The following is a 17,268-nucleotide window of genomic DNA, read 5'->3' on the forward strand; positions in this document are numbered from 1 at the left end:
TAGTCCGTCGTCCAACCCTGTACGGCGCGTTGAACAACCTCGACGGTTCCCTGGAGTCCTGATCGACATGACCACATTGAAAAGCACACCACGCGCCGATGGCTTCTACATGCCGGCCGAATGGGCACCGCAAACCCAGACCTGGATGATCTGGCCCGAGCGTCCGGACAACTGGCGTCTCGGCGGCAAACCGGCGCAGGCCGCCCACGCGGCAGTGGCCAAAGCCATCGCGCGTTTCGAACCGGTCACCGTGGCGGTCTCTGCCGGCCAGTACGAAAACGCCCGCGCTCGCCTCGACGTGCCGAATATCCGCGTGGTGGAGATGTCCAGCGATGACGCCTGGGTTCGCGATAGCGGCCCGACGTTTGTGATCAACAACAGCGGCGAAGTGCGCGGTGTGAACTGGGACTTCAACGCCTGGGGCGGTTTTGATGGCGGCCTGTATTCGCCGTGGAATCGCGATTCCCAGGTCGGCGGCAAGATCCTCGAAATCGAGCGCAGCCCGCGTTATCGCACCGAAGGCTTCGTGCTCGAAGGCGGCTCGATTCACGTCGACGGCGAAGGCACCCTGATCACCACTGAAGAATGCCTGCTCAACCGCAATCGCAACCCGCACCTGGGCCGCGAAGAAATCGAAGCGGTGCTCAGCGAAAACCTGTCGGTGGACAAGATCATCTGGCTGCCGGATGGCCTGTTCAACGACGAAACCGACGGCCATGTGGATAACTTCTGCTGCTACGTGCGTCCGGGCGAAGTGCTGCTGGCCTGGACCGACGATCCGCAGGATCCGAACTACCCGCGTTGCCAGGCCGCGATGAAAGTGCTGGAAAGCAGCACTGACGCCAAGGGTCGCCCGTTCACGGTGCACAAGATGCCGATTCCGGGGCCGCTGTTCGCCACCGAAGAAGAGTGCGCGGGCGTGGACCCGGTGGACGGCACTCAGGAGCGCAACCCAAGCGTGCGTCTGGCCGGTTCCTACGTGAACTTCCTGATCGTCAACGGCGGCATCATCGCGCCGAGCTTCGACGATCCGATGGACGCGCCAGCGCGGGAGATCCTGCAGAACCTGTTCCCGCAACACGAAGTGGTGATGGTGCCGGGCCGCGAACTGTTACTGGGCGGCGGCAACATTCACTGCCTTACCCAACAGCAACCCGCGCCGCACAAAGAGTGAGTGCGGATGTAACAGCTTGAGTTGATTGAAAAATCGACCTGTCAGTCATTCGTTGCCCACGCTTGAAGAGAAACCCGCAGCCCGTCAGGACTGCGGGTTTCTTTATGTCCGCTGGTCGACAATTTCGTTACGTTGGCATAGCTCTTGTATCGCTCATGGCGCACTAGGGAGGGGGGGAGAACTTCAACAGTTCTGTCATAAACCTTGGATAACGTAGCCGCTCACGAACGGGGAGAGAGCGCTGAAATGAACGCCGAAGTGAACGTAATCAGCGAGCGGACATTGCATCCCATGGCTGTAAATAGTGAGTCGCTCCAGATTGTCGCACACTGGTTGAAATCCAATGGAACGCGTCAGATCAGGGAACCTGATCCGCGCCGGATGATGATCGAGCGTTACCCCGCTGGCCTGTTCAGCGAGGCCGAACTGGAAGCACTCTGGGATGTGATGGAAGGATAAGAAGAACAAACAAGGATTGTAAAAAGCGCTGCCGGGATGGCAGCGCTTTTTTTATGGGCGCGATATCAGAAGCTGTAGGTGCCGGTGACGACCAGGCTGCGCGGTGCACCCGGCTGGATCTGGAACGCGCTGGTGGCCGACGAGTAATACTCGCGGTCGGTGATGTTGTTCAGGGCACCACGCAAATCCCAGTCCTTGTGGCGGTAGCCGACCAGCGCGTCCCACCGGCCATAGCCCGGCAGTACGGTGGTGTTGGCGTTGTCGGCATAACGCTGGCCGACCAGGGTCAGGCCGGTTTCGGCGTACCAGCCCATTTCCGGTTTCCAGGTCAGGAACAGGCTGCCGTTGCGCTTGGCCACGTTGTTCACGCGTTTGCCTTCCAGGCCGTTGTTGTCCTTCTCGATGGTCGCGTCCTGCACGCCGACACCACCGCGCAGGTACCAGTTGCCGACGATCTTGCCGGTACCGGTCAGCTCGATCCCGCGCGAGCGTTGCAGGCCGCTGAGCACGGTCAGGGTCGGGTCGTTCGGATCGGTGGTGCGGCGGTTGTAGAGTTCCAGCTCGTAGATCGCCAGGGTGGTGCTCAGGCGATCGTCGAGCCAGTCGCTCTTGACGCCGATTTCCTTCTGCTTGGTCAGTTCCGGGCTCAGGTCGTTGGTGTTGCCGGCCGCACCCGGGGTGATACCGATCAGGCCGCCACCGACCGGCGAGAAGGTCTTGGTCCACGAAGCGTAGAACGAGTGGTTCTGCAGCGGCGTCCAGACCACGCCGAAACGTGGGCTGGTGCTGTGGCTGTCACGGTCTTCGGAGATGTTGCGCAGCTTGTTGGTCGACTCGATATCAAAAGTGTCGTAGCGCAGACCGGCCAGCAGTTGCCATTGATCGTTCAGGCGCAGTTGATCCTGAACGTAGACCGCGCGGCTTTCGACTTCGGTGTGGCTGCTGCTCGACACTTGCATGCGCCCGGTGTGGCGCAGGTCGCGGTTGGGGGTGTACAGATCCAGCGACGGAACGGCGGAACTGCCGCGCCCGGAAGTGGCCGCGTTGTACAGCGTCGGGTCGCGGCGCTGACTGCCGGTTTCGAGGCCGGTCAGCAGGCGGTGCTCGAGGCCGAAGGTTTCGAATCCGCCTTCCAGCTCAACGTTGTTGAACACGTTGCGGGTGGTCAGGTCCTGTTGCCAGTGCTGGCGAGTGACCTTCTTCGTCGTCGGGGTGTAGCCGGTGAGGTAGGTGTTGTCGAAATCGCTGTCGAGCTTGAACACACCGAGCGTGTGGCGCAGCTGCCAGTTGTCGTTGATTTCATAGCTCAGCTTCGAGCGCAGGGACTGCGTCTTGTCGTCGATGAAATCGTGATCGTTGCCGTAGGTGGTGTCCCGGCCGACGTCGGCAGGGCGCCCACCGACCCCGGGAATGCCGCGATCGGGCGTGCGGTTGTAGCGGCTGTATTCGTATTGCACCAGCCAGTTCAGGTCAGGGGTGAGCTGCCAGCTCATCGACGGTGCGAACAGTTGGCGATTGCCGCTGACGCCGTCGCGGAAGCTGTTCTCGTCCATGTTGCCCATGTTCAGGCGCAGGCTGATGTTGTCGCTCGGGTCGGTGCTGAGGTCGGCGTACAGGCTGCGCAGGTCTTCGCTGCCACCCTGGGCCTCGATGGTCGAGCGACGGCCGAACTCGGGTGCCTTGCTCACGCGGTTGACGATCCCGCCCTGGCTGCCACGGCCATACAGCACAGCGGCCGGGCCCTTGAGCACTTCGACGCGTTCGATATTGTGCAGGTCGCGCTTGTACTGGCTGTCGTCGCGGATGCCGTCCAGATAGAAGTCGTTGCTGGCATCGAAGCCGCGGATGCGCAGGCTGTCGAAGCGCGTGTCGCCGCCGCTGCTGACGTTGGGCATGCCGCTCAAGGCGTCGCCCAGGTCATTGGTGCCGTAGTTGGCGAAGTTGGCGGTCTTGATCGAGTCGATCGCCTGCGGCACGTAACGGACAGGGGTTGAGGTACGGGTCGCAGTGTTGCTGACCTTCACGCGCGGGTCGTCGGCCTGCGCTTCGGCACTGATCGAAGTGGCGGGAAGCTCGGTCGCGGAGTAAGCGAAACCGGAGGACAAGAAGGCAGAAAGCCCAAGGGTGACGGGCGTGAGACGGAACGGGGCAGGCATTGAAAAGCGCATCCGAAAGGGTGGAAAAAATCGAGCGCGCGAATGGTAATGCTTTGCATTTACTTCCGTTAATTATTCCTGAAAGGTTCCGTGGTTTGATTGTGTCAATTCATTTCATGTTTGTGTCGGAGCTGACAACGACTGCATTTGACCGATTGCCGAAACAGACTGAAAGCCATTCCGGCGTTTTTCCGCAACGACCGAGGGACTAATGTGCCGACATTATTTTTCTCACCTTCTTGCCGGAGTTTTCCGATGACCCTTCATTACATCTACGACCCGCTGTGCGGCTGGTGCTATGGCGCCAAACCACTGGTGCAGGCCGCGCAACAAGTGCTGCCGGTAATCGCCCACGCCGGCGGCATGATGACCGGTGCCAACCGCCAGAGCGTTTCGCCGCAACTGCGCAATTACGTGATGCCTCATGACCGGCGCATCGCTGAATACACCGGTCAGCCATTCGGCGAAGCTTATTTCGAAGGTCTTTTGCGTGATCAATCGGCGTTGTTTGATTCGGCACCTCCGATTGCCGCTGTGATGGCAGCGGAAAAAATCGACGGTCGTGGCCTGGAACTGCTTGGCCGTTTGCAGACTGCGCACTATGTGGAAGGGCGGCGAATTGCCGATGAAAGTGTGCTTGTGGAATATGCAGTAGAGCAGGGCTACAACGCCGATATGTTCGTGAATGCCTTGCAGTCCGTCGACACCGAACAACATATAAAGAACAGCCGTGCCCTGTTGGCAAAACTGGGTGGGCAGGGTTTTCCAACTTTTGCGCTGGAACAGGACGGACGATTCACGCTGGTTGATATCGGGCCGTGGCTCGGCAAACCAGAAGCCTTCGCCCAATGGTTGAGCGAGTCGTTTACGCCTGCGCCAGGGACTGAAACCCTGCCGGTCTGTGGCCTCGATGGTTGCGCGTAATCCAGCATCAAAATCCCTGACTGCGGGCAATTCCGTGCACGAAGCCATCGCAAAATTTACTTTTTTTAGACGTTTTTCGCCTATTTAAAGACGATTCTTGAAATTGACACATTGTTGAGGGCGCGGCTACGATTCGGCCCAACGCCTGTGGCTAACCGCCATGACTCAAAATTAGGAGCAGGCCCGCCATGACATTGTCTTGAGCGGGTCTTTTTGTTTCGGGGTGAATAAAAGAGTGCAATAAGCGCCGTTTCAGCCGTTCGACACAGCGCGTTTCAACCCGTAATAAGGAAAACAAAATGTTGAACAAGCGAATCAGTTTGATCGCACTGGGGATGTTGAGTGCCACTTCGGCCATGGCTAACGACCAGGCCGAGTCCAAGGGTTTTGTTGAAGACAGCAGTCTCAAAGTGCTGCTGCGCAATGCCTACATCAATCGTGACTACAAAGATGGCAACCAGGACAAAGCCGAATGGGGCCAAGCGGCCATCGGTACGTTCTCGTCCGGTTTCACTCAAGGCACCGTCGGTGTCGGTGTGGATGCCTTCGGTCTGTACGCGCTGCGTCTGGACGGCGGCAAGGGCCGCAGCGGTGCGGGCGGTATCGACTTCTTCAAGCGCGGTGACAGCGGTAACGCGGCCGACGATCTGTCAAAGGGCGGTGCAGCGGTCAAATTCCGTATCTCCAACACCGTACTGACCTACGGCGACCAGATGCCGGCCCTGCCGGTGCTGAGCTACGACAACGTGCGTCTGCTGCCGGAAAGCTATACCGGTACCTTGATCACTTCCAAAGAGATCAAAGGTCTGCAACTGGATGCCGGTCGTTTCACCGCCGAATCGCGCAAGAGCGCTGAAGGCCGTGACAGCGGTGGTCTGAAATCGATCAACGTGTTGGGCGGTAGCTACCAGTTCACCGAACAGTTCAAGGCTGCGCTGTACGCTTCCGACGTCGAAGACGTGCTGAAGAAGCAATACGTGAACGCCAACTACGTGTTCCCGATCGACAAGGATCAGTCCCTGACGCTGGACTTCAACGGTTACCGCACCAAGCTGGACAACTCCTACGTCCGCGAAAACGGTGTAACCGGCGACGACAACAAGATCTGGAGCCTGGCAGCGACCTTCGCCACCGGCCCGCACTCGTTCACCGTGGCGCACCAGCGCTCCACCGGCGACAGCAACCTGGGTTACGCCTACGGCGGTTACCAGAAAGGTCAGGGTCGCGTGGGTGACGGTGGCAACACCATCTACCTGGCCAACTCCTACTGGTCCGACTTCAACGCTGAAGACGAGCGCAGCTGGCAGCTGGGTTACGGTCTGGACTTCACGGCGTTCGGCGTCCCGGGTCTGAGCTACAACTTCGCGTACGTGCGTGGCGACAACATCACCACGTCCACCAGCGAAGGCGGCACCGAGCGCGAGATCTTCAACCAGTTCAAGTACGTCGTGCAAAGTGGCCCGGCCAAAGACCTGAGCATCAAGCTGCGTAGCTCGATCCTGCGTGTTTCGCAGAAATCCAGCGAATACAACGTCAGCGGCAACGAACTGCGTGTGTTCGTGGATTACCCGATCAACATCTTCTGATGATCGGTTGAACCCGCGAAACGCGACAGAAAAACCCCGACTCGTTCGGGGTTTTTTTTGACGCTTTTTGAAAAAGCAGCATAAAAACCCGTGCTTTTGTCATTTGAAATGCACTTTCAAGCCGTTTCAAATCGCGTTTCAAACAGGGCTTTAAATGCCTGAAATTCTTTCTCATGGACGCAAATTCTCCACCTAATAGATTAGGCCGCTCAATGCAGCGGAGAATTTGGTAATGATCGTTTTAACCAGAGAAGTGGGCGAATCGCTACGGCGCGACAAGTACGCCAATGTGCAGGGTGCTGACTTCAATCTCTACGGTCATTTCGCCGACTTCGTCAGACTGACCAAAAGTTGGGAAAACATGGAGCCTGACAGTTACTACGGTCAGGCCGAAGCCGGCATGCGTTACCGTCGTTACAGCGACTTTGAGTACAACCCCAAGACTCGCGAACTGAAGCAACTGGAACATCGCGCGTACGTGCAGTCCAAGGCCAACAACAGCTATGTGGGCGGGGTGGTGCGGCACTTCCAGGACTTCTCGGACGAAGTCATCAGCTCGCCGGTGATGCGCAGCCTGATCGACACCGATTTCGAAGTGTACAAAAGCGTGTTGCCGGAAGAGCTGCACGATGAAATCTGGCAGTGCCAGATCCATCAGATCCGCATCGAGATCAAGCCCGGCAAACAACTGGAAATCACTCCGGAAGGGATTCACTGCGACGGTTACCCGTTCAGCGGCGTGCACTTCTGGGGGCGCAATAACGTCGAGGGCGCGGAGAGTCGTCTGTACGACATCCACGAGCAGCAACTGGCGTCGACCACTTACCAGGAAATCCTCGACACCACCTACTTCCTCGACCGTGACATGCGTCACTACGTGACACCGGCACGCAACACTCACTCTCACGCCATGGCGTACCGGCAGATCCTGGCGATTTCCTTCTCGCGGCCCGGGACCGCTTTCGACATTGTTCGCTAATCAGATCACCCCAATCGACGGCGTCGAGTGCTCGACGCCGGTGGTGCTGCGGCGTGCGACGGCCAAGGACGCGCAGCGCATGGAGCGCTTCTTCCGCCAGTTCGACGAGGTGTCGTTCTGTGAATGGCAGGATGCCAAATGCCTGCGCGGCGTGCTGATCCAGAAAACCACCACGGCGTATCTTGCTTTCGATGTCGAAGGCGAAATCGTCGGCGCGGTGCTGGGCGGCATGCTCGGCAGTCGTGGCACGATCAACCATCTGGCGGTCAGCCTGCGCTATCGCAGCCAGGGCGTGGGCCAGCGGCTGGTGGAAGCGGCGTCGGCCGACATGAAACGGGTCGGAGTGCTGCGGATGTTCCTGTTCGTCGATGATGCTAACCTCGCGGGCAAGCGTTTCTGGACGGCCCAGGGTTTTTGCGAACCTCACGGCGAGCGGACATTTGAGAGGGACCTATGAATGAAACATCCGGCAGTGCGCCGCTGATGGTCGACCGTCAGCCGTCGCGCACCTTTGCCGAAGCCAGCCCGGTGGTGGCCGGTTACTTCACCGTGTCGTTCGTGTTCGGGCTGATGGCCGTCAACGCCGGGCTGCCGTTGTGGCTGCCGGTGGCGATGTGTCTGTTCGTGTATGCCGGGGCTTCGCAATTTGCGGCGCTGGCGCTGATCAGCAGTGGGGCGTCGCTGACCACCATCGTGCTGACCACGTTTCTGATCAACGCGCGGCACATGCTGATGTCGGTCTACATGGCGAAAGCCCTGCGGGCGCTGGGCCTGAGTCGCATGGAACGCTGGTGTTACGCCGGCGGCCTGACCGATGAATCGTTCGCCTTCCACAGCGTCAAACTGGGCACCGGGGCGCCGGTGAACGTCCGTTATCTGATTGGCTTCAACCTGTTCTGCCACACCTCGTGGGTGATCGGCGGATTGCTCGGCGCCCTGTGCGCGCAGTACGCCTCGCACTTGATCAAATACCAGCTCGATTACGCGCTGACCGCGATGATGCTCTACGTCCTGGTCTCACTATGCAACACCCGCAACAAACTCATCGCCGCCTTGGCCGCAGTGGTCTGCATGGGCGCACTGAGCCTGGTGGGCAGCTCGCCATTCAACGTTTTCATCGCCACGTTTGTGGGCTGCGGAGTGGGTGTATGCCTGACCAAACGTTCCTGATTCTGGTGGTCGCGCTGATGATGGCCGTGACCTTTTTGCCACGGGCCCTGCCGTTGCAGGTCAACACCGAACACTGGCCGCCCTTCGTCGCCCGCGCGCTGGAATACCTGCCGGTGGCGATCGTCGCTGCGATCAGCCTGACACCCTTGTTGATCAAGGATCAGCACATACAGCTCGATCGCCCGGAATTTTATGCCGCGATTCCGACGCTGTTATGTGCGTATTTCAGCAAAAACCTCTTTCTCAGTGTGGCGGTTGGGACGGCTGCGTACATTGCGCTCGGCTCGCTCATGTAGCGGCAGATCGACCACGTCGTTCAACGCCTGACCGGACAGATCCGGGTTGTTCACCGCCAGGCGCACTTCGAGGAAATCCTCGAACCCGGGGAAAATCGTCAGGCCATTTTTCTGCGCCGCCTCGCGGGAGACCATGCCGACGGCGTCCATCTGCGTGATGAGCGACAGGGTCAGCGTTTCGCTGCAGGAGTAGATCGTCCGCTGGCTGTTCTCGTGATTACCCAGCCCGGCGTCGAGAAAACGCAAAAAGCTGTGGGAATACGGACAGTCTTCTGCGGGACGCACCTGAAACTTGTTGCCAAGCAAGGTCAGCGGATCGTTCTCCTGACCACAGTGCGCGCCGACCACCTGCACCTGCACTTCCGGCAGGACAATGCTCGGCAGACCCGGACGCTGCGGACCGATCAGCACCGCAAGGTCGAAGTCCTCGTTCTTCAGCTTGCTGAGGTTTTCCATCGATTCGGCGTAGCTGAATTCCATCTGGTAGTCGGGAAACACCTCGATCAGGCGTCCGATCAATCGCCGGTTGAAATCCGGCGCCAGCGTGGTGTTCAACGCCACTTTCAACGTGCGCTGTCCCGGCACCTTCAAGGCTTCGACTTTCTCTTCCATCTGCCGCGTGGCAATCAGCACTCTGTCCATATAAGGCGTCAGCTCGGTGCCTTGCGGCGTCAGCGTCAGCCCCTTGTTGGATCGTCTAAACAAGCGGAAACCGAACTGCTCTTCGACCTTGTTCAGCTGTGCGGCCAAGGCCTGCACAGTCAGGCACGAATGCTCGGCTGCGGCCGACAACGAGCCGGTCTGCACGATGCGCATGAGGTTGCGTAAGGTTCTGCTATCCATGGGTAATGCCCTCTGAAGTGGGCTGGGTATTGTTGTGTACGTGACAGCCGGAACGGCGCCATTTGCCGGCTATATTCCTGTACCTGAGCATAGTTGTCGCGCAATTAGTAGCGAATCGATGTCCCCGCCGATGGCTGGAGGCTGACACAGGATCGGGGTTTTTGGTGACGTGGGGGTGATTGGGGTCAAAAAAAGTGCACGGTTTGGGTGCGTCTGCGGGTTTTTCCAAAGGAATTTTGGCGCGATTTTTACAGGCTATTCATTACACCACCTCACAAATGAAGTACCCCACCCCTACTTTTTCCCCTCCCGGCACACGCCTAAATTGAGCTCCAACACCTGACCATCATCCCGAGGGCAGGTCACTGGAGTAGTCGTCATGCCATTTGTCAGCGTACGCATCACCCGCGACGGCGTTACCCGTGAGCAGAAAGCTCAGGTGATCGCCGAAATCACTGAAACCCTGGAACGCGTCCTCAACAAACGCCCGGACCTGACCCACATCGTGATCGAAGAAGTCGACACCGATAACTGGGGCTACGCCGGCATCACTACCACCGAGTACCGCCGACAGCTGGCGGAACGGGGTCAGTCATGACCCCGACCGTGACCATCGATTTCGTCTCCGACGTGGTGTGCCCCTGGTGCGCACTCGGGGCGACAGCGCTGGAGCAGGCGATCGGCAATCTGGCCGGCGAGATTTCGGTGGAGCTGACCTACAAGCCCTTCGAACTCAACCCGGACATGCCCGCCGAAGGTGAACCGGCCGTGCAGCACCTGATGCGCAAATACGGCCGCACCGCCGAAGACGTCGCCGCCGGCAAGAAGATGCAGATCGAACGCGGCAAGGCCATCGGTTTCGAGTTCGACCTAGAGAAACGCACGCACTTTCACAACACCTTCGACGCCCATCGATTGCTGATGTGGGCAGCGCAGGAAGGGCGGCAGGTCGCGCTGAAAAAGATCCTGCTGCGCGCTTACTTCCGCGACGGCGACAACCCCAACGATCACCCGACGCTGATCCGTCTGGCGACCAAAGCGGGGCTGGATGCGGCGAGGGCCCGCAAGGTGCTGGCCAACGATGAATTCGCCAGCGAAGTGCGGCAACTGCAGGCGTTCTACCGGCAGCACGGGATCAACTCGGTGCCCGCGCTGATCCTGAACGGCAAGCACCTGGTTTCCGGTTCGCAATCGGTCGAGTACTACGAACAAATGCTGAAACAACTGGCTGCGGCCTGATTCAACACCTACTTATTGATTGAGGATTTCATCATGAGCAACTCGAAAAAAACCGTCGTTATCACTGGCGCCTCTCAAGGTCTGGGCGAAGGCATGGTCAAGGCCTTCCGTGAACTGGGCTACAACATCGTCGCCACCTCGCGCTCGATCAAGCCGTCGAACGACCCGCAGATCCTGACCATCGCCGGCGACATCGGCGACCCGGCCACCGCTCAACGGGTGATCAGCGAAGGCGTGGCACGCTTCGGCCGCATCGACACCCTGGTCAACAACGCCGGCATCTTCGTCGCCAAACCGTTCACCGCCTACACCCCGGAAGACTACGCGGCGGTGCTGTCGGTCAACCTCAACGGCTTCTTCTACATCACCCAACTGGCCATCGCCGAGATGGAAAAACAGGGCAAGGGCCACGTGGTCAACATCACCACCAGCCTGGTCGACCACGCCATCGACGGCGTGCCCTCGGTCCTCGCTTCGCTGACCAAGGGTGGCCTCAACGCCGCCACCAAATCCCTGGCCATCGAATACGCCAAACGCGGAATACGGGTGAACGCGGTATCGCCGGGCATCATCAAAACGCCGATGCATGGCGAAGAAACCCATGAGGCACTGGGCGCGCTGCATCCGGTTGGACACATGGGCGAAATCGACGACATTGCGCAGGCGGTGGTGTACCTCGATAACGCGAACTTTGTGACTGGCGAGATTCTGCATGTGGATGGCGGGCAGAGCGCAGGGCACTGATTGATCCGGTAACACAAAGCCCTTGCAGCGATGCGAGGGCTTTTTTGTGGGCGACAGCTTATGGATCGGGGCTCAGCACTTTGACCGCGTCATCGACCAGCGCCTTACTCAACTCCTGCAAATATTGCGAGGCGCAGGCGTGGAGTTCTGGATCGTTGGCGGCAGAAGTATCTGATGTGAGCAGTTTGGAAATGTGTAGCAGATGGGATGCGTGGGAGAGGGCCGTGACGACCGGGACGCCGGGGGTGGTGCGAAAGAGTGCGTGGTTGGACTGGAAGGAAAAATGGGTGAGGCCGAGGGTTTTTAGATCGTGGGGATTGGTCATGGCTTCACCTACCGTTTGTTGGGAGGTGGAAAGGGCAGACTTTGGATGGATCGATGCTAATCATTTGTGAAACTCCCTGTATCAAATGAGGGCTGCCAATTCGTTATCAGGCGAATGGGGTGGCAGCTATGCGCAGGCTGATAAACCGGAGATACAGGAACCCGGCAGACCCGAAGGTCTCCCACGCACAGCCGCCATTACACGGAATTGCAGGCATGAAAAAGCGCCGACAAACGTGGGTTGGGGCGCTGGTGCGCCTGCATCTTACGCGGGTTATCAGGCCCGGTCGCTGGATTGGCAGCGACGGGTTTGACGGTAGCGTGGGGGAGGATTGAGCGCAATCGTGGCCAGGTGGTGGCGAGGAAGTCGACATACTTGGGTGCAACACTTGTGTTGCATGAGCAACGAATATGTTGCACGTTCGCTCTGCCGAAACGGCAAGTGATGTACATGGGCAGAAAAGTTGGCAGATTTATTTTTCGATCACTTGTCAGTGTTCTAAAGAGCGTGGTCGCGATCACCGAATACCGATGTCCAGCGCAAAGAATCTTCCCCATTGCGGCAAGAGCATTCTCCAAACCCCAGAAACAACAAAGCCCCTGCATTTCTGCAGGGGCTTTGTTTTGTATGGTGCCGGCACCAGGAATCGAACCCGGGACCTACTGATTACAAGTCAGTTGCTCTACCATCTGAGCTATACCGGCGTGTGGGCGACGATTATAGCGACTCGGGTGCTTCTGTAAACCCCTGAATTCAGACTATTTTTGCGCCCTCTGCGAATCACGCCCGGCGCAGGACGTTGCGCAGTTTTTGTACAGCGCGCCAGGTGCGGCTGTTTTGCATGGCGCGCAGTTGGGCTTCGGCGTGTTCGGCGCGTTGCAGGGCGGTTTCCAGGGCCGGGTTTACCGGGTGGGCGAGGTTATGGCCTTTGCACAGCTGGAAGTTGTCGAGGTTGCACGGTGGCAGGTCGAACGCGGGTTTGAGGTTGATGTGTTCGTTGGCCAGGAAGAAGCTGTTGAGGCCGTCGAACAGGACGTTGGTGTAGCCGGCGTCGGTCACCAGGTGTTCCCAGGTGTGGTCGCGTTCCCATGGGGTTTCGATGAGGATGATCCAGGGGCGGAAGCGGCTGAAGTCCATGCCGCGCAGGACGGTTTCTTCGTGGCCCTCGACGTCGATTTTCAGGAAGTGGATCGGCCGCTCGGCGGCGTGTTCTTCGCAGATCGAAGTCAGTGTGCGTGCGTTGACGGTCAGGCTTTGCACGTCCATGCCAAGGTTTTTGCGTTCTTGCGCGACGACCGGGTCAGCGGTGGACAGGCCGGTGTCGGGAATGCCGTAGAAAGTCAGTTCGCCCGGCTGGTCGCTGGCCACGCATTGCAGCGTGGTGTCGCGGGGGCGATGCTGGCGGAGGGCGTCGTAGTAGTTCTGCATCGGTTCGACGTTGATGCCCTGCCAGCCGCGATCGTAGAAGGCCTTGGTGACCGAGTCGTGGATCGGGTCATTGGCGCCGACGTCGATGTAAAAACCGTTTTCAAAATACTGCAGGGCGCGCCAGAGGCGAACGTCCTCGAAATTCTGTGCGTAAGAAATGAACGTCACGGTCGCTTCCTGTCGGTCAGATTTTTCTTGTTCGGGTGCGCGCTACCTGCACGGCACAGGTCTGTATAGCAAGGGCGGATGGCAGGCGCAATTGCCCGCTGCCGGCGTCCGCGATTCGGCGGTTATGTCCTTTTGGTCGAGGGCTTATGCACAACAGGCTTTGAGGAGGGCGGGCTTAGGCAGGTTTTTGTGGACGGGTTCTCATTTGAGTCGCAAATCCCTGTTTTGCCGGTTTTTTATTTATATGAACAAAAAATGACCAGCGCTGTTAGTGGCCTGAAACAGCCGTGGATATTGGATCCACGATAAATCCATCAACAGAGTTATCCACAGGCTGCGAAAGATTAAGCGCGTTCGGCCAGCAGCAGGAAATTGCGCGGTGTGAGCGGTGCCTCGCAGAAGGTGCCTAGACGTACGATGTATCCCTGTTCGGTGAGGAAAAGAGCTCGGTCAAGATTCAGCCAAAGCTCCAGCGGCCGTCGGAACAGTCCGCGCAGCAATTCCAGGTTGCGAACTTCGGCCAATCGCTGCCAACCGGCGGCTTCCAGTGCTACCCAATCTGGCGCGCCAACTGTGGATAACTCTTTCAACGCTGCCAGATCGTGGCAGTAATCGGCGAACGGTTTGTCCAGCCAGACGCTCGGCAGGGACGGCACCGGCAAGTATTCGTCGACGCCACGCACTTGCCGTTGCAACAGATCGAAAGCCAGTCGGCGGGCCATGGAGGTGTCACGCTGACGTCGGACGCGGGCACCGGCGGTGACCGTTTCGCTCGTCGGCAGGGACAGATCTTCCAGCGAGAGCTGTAGGACGGAGCGTGAACCTGCGGAGGACAACGCCTGATATTCGGTGCGACTGATCCGGTTGTAACAGCACGGTGCAATTGCCAGTTGTCGGCAGCCAGCGGCGGAGGCCAGTTGCATCAGCCGCACATGCAAATCACCGCAAGCGTGCAGGGCGACAGGGGTGTGTTCGGTGTTCAGCAATAAAGCCGTGTCCGCTGCGAGCACATCCTGCTCGACATGCAGCGCATGCAAGTGATGACGCTGACTCAGTGCCTGACCGCTGGAAACCAGCGCCGGGTCGTATTCCAGACAGGTGAGTTGCTGATCGGCGCCGAGCAGACGCCGGCCCAAATGGCCTTTGCCCGAACACCAATCCAGCCAGTGCTTCGGTTGCGCGGCAAACGACAAGCGGCTGGCGAAGGCCTCGATCTGCTGCCATTTGCGCCCCGGCACATCGACATTCAGGCGATGCCCGGCGGCTTCCAGCGAATGTGCAGGCAGCTCACCGACCACACTCAATTCAAGCGACAACGCCGCCAATGAAGCGAACGGCTCCGGCGCATCCAAGAGTTCGGCAGGGTGGTTATGGGCGTTTTCCGCATCTTCCAGCGAACGTCCGCGTAGCCACGAGGATAATTCAGGGTAGGACGCTTCCCATGGCAGTTGCAGATGAGTGAACGGGCGGGGTTTCCACAGCGCCTGATGCGCTGTGAGAAATGTATCCAGTGCCGTGAAACGGGCGAGTAGGGCCTCGCCCGTTAGCACGTCAGAAGTATCAGCGTCCCTGGCACGCATCGACGCGCAGCCAGCGTTCCAGCAGTTTGAAGCCGCGAACCAGCACGTAAGCCATCACCAGATAGAACACGCCGGCGGCGAAGAAGATCTCCACCGGCAGGTAAGTGCGGGCAATGATCGTGCGCGCCATGCCGGTCAGTTCCAGCAGGGTCACGGTGCTGGCCAGGGCACTGGCCTTGAGCATCAGGATCACTTCGTTGCTGTAGGCCGGCAGGCCGATACGCGCGGCACGCGGCAGGATGATGTAGAACAGCGCTTTCGGTCGGGACATGCCCAGCGCCCGCGCCGCTTCGATCTCGCCCGGCGGAATCGCCTGGATCGCCCCGCGCAGGATCTCGGCGATGTACGCCGCGGTGTGCAGGGTCATGGTCGCGGTGGCGCACCAGAACGGATCGCGCAGGTACGGCCACATCGAACTGTTACGCACCGCATCGAACTGCGCCAGGCCGTAGTAGACCAGGAACAGTTGAACCAGCAACGGCGTGCCACGGAAAAAGAAGATATAGGCGTAGGGCAAGGCGCGCACGTACCACAGCTTCGAAGAGCGGGCGATGCCCAGCGGAATCGCCAGCAGCAAACCGGCGATCACGGCGATGGCCACCAGTTCCAGGGTCAGCGTTGCGCCCTGGGCCAGTTTCGGCAGCCACTTGATGATGACTTCCCAATTCATTGAGCGCTCCTCGCGAAGCCGCGTGCGGCGCGTTTTTCCAGCAGGTGCATGCCGATCATCGCCAGCACGGTCAGGCACAGGTACATGAGCGCCGCCACCATATAGAAGGTGAATGGCTGCTTGGACACGGTCACGCCGATCTGCGCGTGGCGCATGATTTCTTCCAGGCCGATGACCGACACCAGCGCGGTATCTTTCATCAGGATCATGAACAGATTGCCCAGGCCGGGCAGGGCGATGCGCCACATCTGCGGCATGATCAATTTGGTGAAGATCCGCCATTTCGACAGGCCCAGGGCCACGCCGGCCTCACGGTGGCCTTTGGGAATGGCGAGGATCGCGCCACGAAACACTTCCGTGGCGTAGGCGCCGAAGCACAGGCCCAGCGCGATGACGCCGGCGGCGAAGGCGCTGAGTTCCAGTTCGGGATTGCCGAGGAACTCACCGAGCGCGCGCATGGCGTTGACCGTACCGAAGTAGATCAACAGCACCCAGAGCAATTCCGGGACACCGCGCACCAGGGTCGAATAGATACCGCCAAGCCATTGCAACGGCTTGTACGGGGAAGTCTTGGCCAAGGCGCCGAGCAGACCGAGCACCAGCCCCAGGCAAAGGGCCGAGAGTGCCAGTTTGACGGTCATCAGCGCGCCGGCGAAGAGCGCCGGGCCGAATCCGTAGAGGTCGATAATCATGGATTTCTTTTCAAATCGCGGCAGGCATGGCCGGGGATCGGCGCCGTCATTTGGCGGCGCCGATCCGGCAGGTCAGTATCAGTAGATGCTGAACGGGAAGTACTTGTCGTTGATCTTCTTGTAGGTGCCGTCGGCAACGATTTCCTTCAGCGCAGCATTCAGCTTCTCGCGGATCGGGTCGCCTTTGCGTACAGCGATACCGATCTTGTCGCTTTCTTCCACCGGATCGCCCTTGAATTCATAGGCTTTGCCGGCGTCGCTTTTCAGCCACTCGTAGTTGACGTATTTGTCGGCGAGGATGCCGTCCAGGCGACCGGAGATCAGGTCGAGGTAGGCGTTTTCCTGGGTGTCGTAGAGTTTTACTTCGACGCCCGGCATGTTGTCTTCCATGAAGGTACCGGCGAGGGTCGCGCGCTGGGCGCCGATCACTTTGCCTTTGAGGGAGTCCTTGTCGGTCTTGAACTCTTTATCCTTCGGCGCGATGAATTGCAGTTTGTTGGAGTAGTACGGGTCGGTGAAGTCCACCGCGCCCTTGCGCTCGTCGGTGATCGACATCGAGGAGATCAGAAAGTCGAACTTCTTGGCGTTCAGGGCCGGGATGATGCCGTCCCAGTCGGAGGTGACCACGGAGCATTCAACTTTCATCTTGGCGCACAGGGCGTCGCCGATGTCTTTGTCGAAGCCGACGACGTTGCCGCTGGCGTCTTTATTGTTGAACGGCGGGTAAGCCGCTTCGATGCCCATCTTCAGGGTCTCGGCCATGGCACCGGCGCTGAACGCGAGGGTGACGGCGGCGGCCAGGAAGACCTTTTTGTAGTTCTGCATGCGGGTAGCT

Annotated in this window: 19 protein-coding genes and 1 tRNA gene; 11 read left to right on the forward strand and 9 right to left on the reverse strand. The window is 59.2% G+C overall.

Annotated features, from left to right (window positions below; all coding sequences use genetic code 11):
* The first annotated feature begins 67 nt into the window (after positions 1-67).
* Together aguA and ACODTD_RS14190 are read left to right on the forward strand one after the other, a co-directional pair.
* The gene (gene aguA / locus ACODTD_RS14185; protein ID WP_007952634.1) at positions 68-1,174 is read left to right on the forward strand and encodes an agmatine deiminase; all 1,107 of its coding nucleotides are present in this window, start codon (positions 68-70) and stop codon (positions 1,172-1,174) included.
* 246 nt (positions 1,175-1,420) lie between these two features.
* Complete coding sequence (locus ACODTD_RS14190; protein ID WP_007952633.1) at positions 1,421-1,633, forward strand: hypothetical protein; 213 nt, start codon at positions 1,421-1,423, stop codon at positions 1,631-1,633.
* Positions 1,634-1,698: 65 nt separating this feature from the next.
* Here the strand turns inward: ACODTD_RS14190 and ACODTD_RS14195 are convergent, their stop codons facing one another.
* On the reverse strand, positions 1,699-3,789 hold the full coding sequence (locus ACODTD_RS14195; protein WP_041475111.1) for a TonB-dependent receptor: 2,091 nt from the start codon (positions 3,787-3,789) through the stop codon (positions 1,699-1,701).
* A gap of 255 nt (positions 3,790-4,044) precedes the next feature.
* Between ACODTD_RS14195 and ACODTD_RS14200 the strand changes: the two genes are divergently transcribed.
* The 6 genes from ACODTD_RS14200 to ACODTD_RS14225 all read left to right on the forward strand — a co-directional run bounded on the left by ACODTD_RS14200 (position 4,045) and on the right by ACODTD_RS14225 (position 8,744).
* Positions 4,045-4,713, forward strand: coding sequence for a DsbA family protein (locus ACODTD_RS14200; RefSeq protein WP_489104953.1), 669 nt, complete (start codon positions 4,045-4,047; stop codon positions 4,711-4,713).
* Between the two features lie 299 nt (positions 4,714-5,012).
* Positions 5,013-6,299 (forward strand): OprD family porin, encoded by a 1,287-nt coding sequence (locus ACODTD_RS14205; protein WP_201817906.1) that lies wholly within the window; start codon positions 5,013-5,015, stop codon positions 6,297-6,299.
* A gap of 232 nt (positions 6,300-6,531) precedes the next feature.
* Entirely contained in the window at positions 6,532-7,278 is a 747-nt protein-coding gene (locus ACODTD_RS14210; RefSeq protein WP_011331995.1) for a 2OG-Fe dioxygenase family protein, read from the forward strand.
* 79 nt (positions 7,279-7,357) lie between these two features.
* Positions 7,358-7,735, forward strand: coding sequence for a GNAT family N-acetyltransferase (locus ACODTD_RS14215; RefSeq protein ID WP_007952618.1), 378 nt, complete (start codon positions 7,358-7,360; stop codon positions 7,733-7,735).
* Positions 7,732-8,448 carry an AzlC family ABC transporter permease gene (locus tag ACODTD_RS14220; protein WP_011331997.1) on the forward strand — a complete coding sequence of 239 codons (717 nt, stop codon included), beginning with the start codon at positions 7,732-7,734 and terminating at the stop codon, positions 8,446-8,448. Before ACODTD_RS14215 ends, ACODTD_RS14220 begins: the two co-directional genes overlap by 4 nt.
* Positions 8,427-8,744 (forward strand): AzlD domain-containing protein, encoded by a 318-nt coding sequence (locus ACODTD_RS14225; protein WP_041475112.1) that lies wholly within the window; start codon positions 8,427-8,429, stop codon positions 8,742-8,744. Before ACODTD_RS14220 ends, ACODTD_RS14225 begins: the two co-directional genes overlap by 22 nt.
* On the opposite strand, the gene ACODTD_RS14230 is transcribed toward ACODTD_RS14225, so the two are convergent.
* Positions 8,661-9,587, reverse strand: a complete 927-nt coding sequence (locus tag ACODTD_RS14230; protein WP_011331998.1) for a LysR family transcriptional regulator — start codon at positions 9,585-9,587, stop codon at positions 8,661-8,663. The two genes, ACODTD_RS14225 and ACODTD_RS14230, sit on opposite strands and share 84 nt — an antisense overlap.
* A gap of 379 nt (positions 9,588-9,966) precedes the next feature.
* Here ACODTD_RS14230 and ACODTD_RS14235 point away from each other — a divergent pair, with 379 nt between their 5' ends.
* The 3 genes from ACODTD_RS14235 to ACODTD_RS14245 are packed head-to-tail and all read left to right on the forward strand — an operon-like array spanning position 9,967 to position 11,570.
* Positions 9,967-10,185 carry a tautomerase family protein gene (locus tag ACODTD_RS14235; RefSeq protein WP_007952610.1) on the forward strand — a complete coding sequence of 73 codons (219 nt, stop codon included), beginning with the start codon at positions 9,967-9,969 and terminating at the stop codon, positions 10,183-10,185.
* Positions 10,182-10,826: a DsbA family oxidoreductase gene (locus ACODTD_RS14240; RefSeq protein ID WP_011331999.1), complete on the forward strand. Its 645-nt coding sequence runs from the start codon at positions 10,182-10,184 to the stop codon at positions 10,824-10,826. The genes ACODTD_RS14235 and ACODTD_RS14240 overlap by 4 nt, the downstream gene beginning before the upstream one ends.
* A gap of 33 nt (positions 10,827-10,859) precedes the next feature.
* Complete coding sequence (locus ACODTD_RS14245; RefSeq protein ID WP_011332000.1) at positions 10,860-11,570, forward strand: SDR family NAD(P)-dependent oxidoreductase; 711 nt, start codon at positions 10,860-10,862, stop codon at positions 11,568-11,570.
* 58 nt (positions 11,571-11,628) lie between these two features.
* Here the strand turns inward: ACODTD_RS14245 and ACODTD_RS14250 are convergent, their stop codons facing one another.
* From ACODTD_RS14250 to ACODTD_RS14280, 7 genes are all read right to left on the reverse strand, one after another.
* Positions 11,629-11,895 carry a DUF3077 domain-containing protein gene (locus ACODTD_RS14250; RefSeq protein WP_489104954.1) on the reverse strand — a complete coding sequence of 89 codons (267 nt, stop codon included), beginning with the start codon at positions 11,893-11,895 and terminating at the stop codon, positions 11,629-11,631.
* A 628-nt stretch (positions 11,896-12,523) separates the two neighbouring features.
* Positions 12,524-12,599 (reverse strand) — tRNA-Thr (locus ACODTD_RS14255).
* A gap of 76 nt (positions 12,600-12,675) precedes the next feature.
* Positions 12,676-13,491, reverse strand: a complete 816-nt coding sequence (locus ACODTD_RS14260) for an FkbM family methyltransferase (protein ID WP_489104955.1) — start codon at positions 13,489-13,491, stop codon at positions 12,676-12,678.
* A 344-nt stretch (positions 13,492-13,835) separates the two neighbouring features.
* On the reverse strand, positions 13,836-15,071 hold the full coding sequence (locus ACODTD_RS14265) for a methyltransferase (protein WP_201817902.1): 1,236 nt from the start codon (positions 15,069-15,071) through the stop codon (positions 13,836-13,838).
* Entirely contained in the window at positions 15,052-15,741 is a 690-nt protein-coding gene (locus ACODTD_RS14270; protein ID WP_007952568.1) for an ABC transporter permease, read from the reverse strand. The genes ACODTD_RS14265 and ACODTD_RS14270 overlap by 20 nt, the downstream gene beginning before the upstream one ends.
* Positions 15,738-16,433: an ABC transporter permease gene (locus ACODTD_RS14275; protein ID WP_201817899.1), complete on the reverse strand. Its 696-nt coding sequence runs from the start codon at positions 16,431-16,433 to the stop codon at positions 15,738-15,740. The genes ACODTD_RS14270 and ACODTD_RS14275 overlap by 4 nt, the downstream gene beginning before the upstream one ends.
* A gap of 78 nt (positions 16,434-16,511) precedes the next feature.
* The gene (locus tag ACODTD_RS14280) at positions 16,512-17,258 is read right to left on the reverse strand and encodes an ABC transporter substrate-binding protein (protein ID WP_011332008.1); all 747 of its coding nucleotides are present in this window, start codon (positions 17,256-17,258) and stop codon (positions 16,512-16,514) included.
* Positions 17,259-17,268: the final 10 nt, after the last annotated feature.

It is taken from the genome of Pseudomonas sp. FG35, from assembly GCF_057809295.1.

What these genes read in the sequence shown, in the direction of transcription:
- ACODTD_RS14200 (WP_489104953.1), top strand. Translation starts at nt 4,045, where the DNA reads ATGACCCTTCATTACATCTACGACCCGCTGTGCGGCTGGTGCTATGGC.
- ACODTD_RS14195 (WP_041475111.1), bottom strand. Translation starts at nt 3,789, where the DNA reads ATGCCTGCCCCGTTCCGTCTCACGCCCGTCACCCTTGGGCTTTCTGCC.
- aguA (WP_007952634.1), top strand. Translation starts at nt 68, where the DNA reads ATGACCACATTGAAAAGCACACCACGCGCCGATGGCTTCTACATGCCG.
- ACODTD_RS14215 (WP_007952618.1), top strand. Translation starts at nt 7,358, where the DNA reads ATGGAGCGCTTCTTCCGCCAGTTCGACGAGGTGTCGTTCTGTGAATGG.
- ACODTD_RS14235 (WP_007952610.1), top strand. Translation starts at nt 9,967, where the DNA reads ATGCCATTTGTCAGCGTACGCATCACCCGCGACGGCGTTACCCGTGAG.
- ACODTD_RS14270 (WP_007952568.1), bottom strand. Translation starts at nt 15,741, where the DNA reads ATGAATTGGGAAGTCATCATCAAGTGGCTGCCGAAACTGGCCCAGGGC.
- ACODTD_RS14220 (WP_011331997.1), top strand. Translation starts at nt 7,732, where the DNA reads ATGAATGAAACATCCGGCAGTGCGCCGCTGATGGTCGACCGTCAGCCG.
- ACODTD_RS14240 (WP_011331999.1), top strand. Translation starts at nt 10,182, where the DNA reads ATGACCCCGACCGTGACCATCGATTTCGTCTCCGACGTGGTGTGCCCC.
- ACODTD_RS14265 (WP_201817902.1), bottom strand. Translation starts at nt 15,071, where the DNA reads ATGCGTGCCAGGGACGCTGATACTTCTGACGTGCTAACGGGCGAGGCC.
- ACODTD_RS14275 (WP_201817899.1), bottom strand. Translation starts at nt 16,433, where the DNA reads ATGATTATCGACCTCTACGGATTCGGCCCGGCGCTCTTCGCCGGCGCG.
- ACODTD_RS14250 (WP_489104954.1), bottom strand. Translation starts at nt 11,895, where the DNA reads ATGACCAATCCCCACGATCTAAAAACCCTCGGCCTCACCCATTTTTCC.
- ACODTD_RS14205 (WP_201817906.1), top strand. Translation starts at nt 5,013, where the DNA reads ATGTTGAACAAGCGAATCAGTTTGATCGCACTGGGGATGTTGAGTGCC.
- ACODTD_RS14230 (WP_011331998.1), bottom strand. Translation starts at nt 9,587, where the DNA reads ATGGATAGCAGAACCTTACGCAACCTCATGCGCATCGTGCAGACCGGC.
- ACODTD_RS14245 (WP_011332000.1), top strand. Translation starts at nt 10,860, where the DNA reads ATGAGCAACTCGAAAAAAACCGTCGTTATCACTGGCGCCTCTCAAGGT.
- ACODTD_RS14225 (WP_041475112.1), top strand. Translation starts at nt 8,427, where the DNA reads ATGCCTGACCAAACGTTCCTGATTCTGGTGGTCGCGCTGATGATGGCC.
- ACODTD_RS14210 (WP_011331995.1), top strand. Translation starts at nt 6,532, where the DNA reads ATGATCGTTTTAACCAGAGAAGTGGGCGAATCGCTACGGCGCGACAAG.
- ACODTD_RS14190 (WP_007952633.1), top strand. Translation starts at nt 1,421, where the DNA reads ATGAACGCCGAAGTGAACGTAATCAGCGAGCGGACATTGCATCCCATG.
- ACODTD_RS14280 (WP_011332008.1), bottom strand. Translation starts at nt 17,258, where the DNA reads ATGCAGAACTACAAAAAGGTCTTCCTGGCCGCCGCCGTCACCCTCGCG.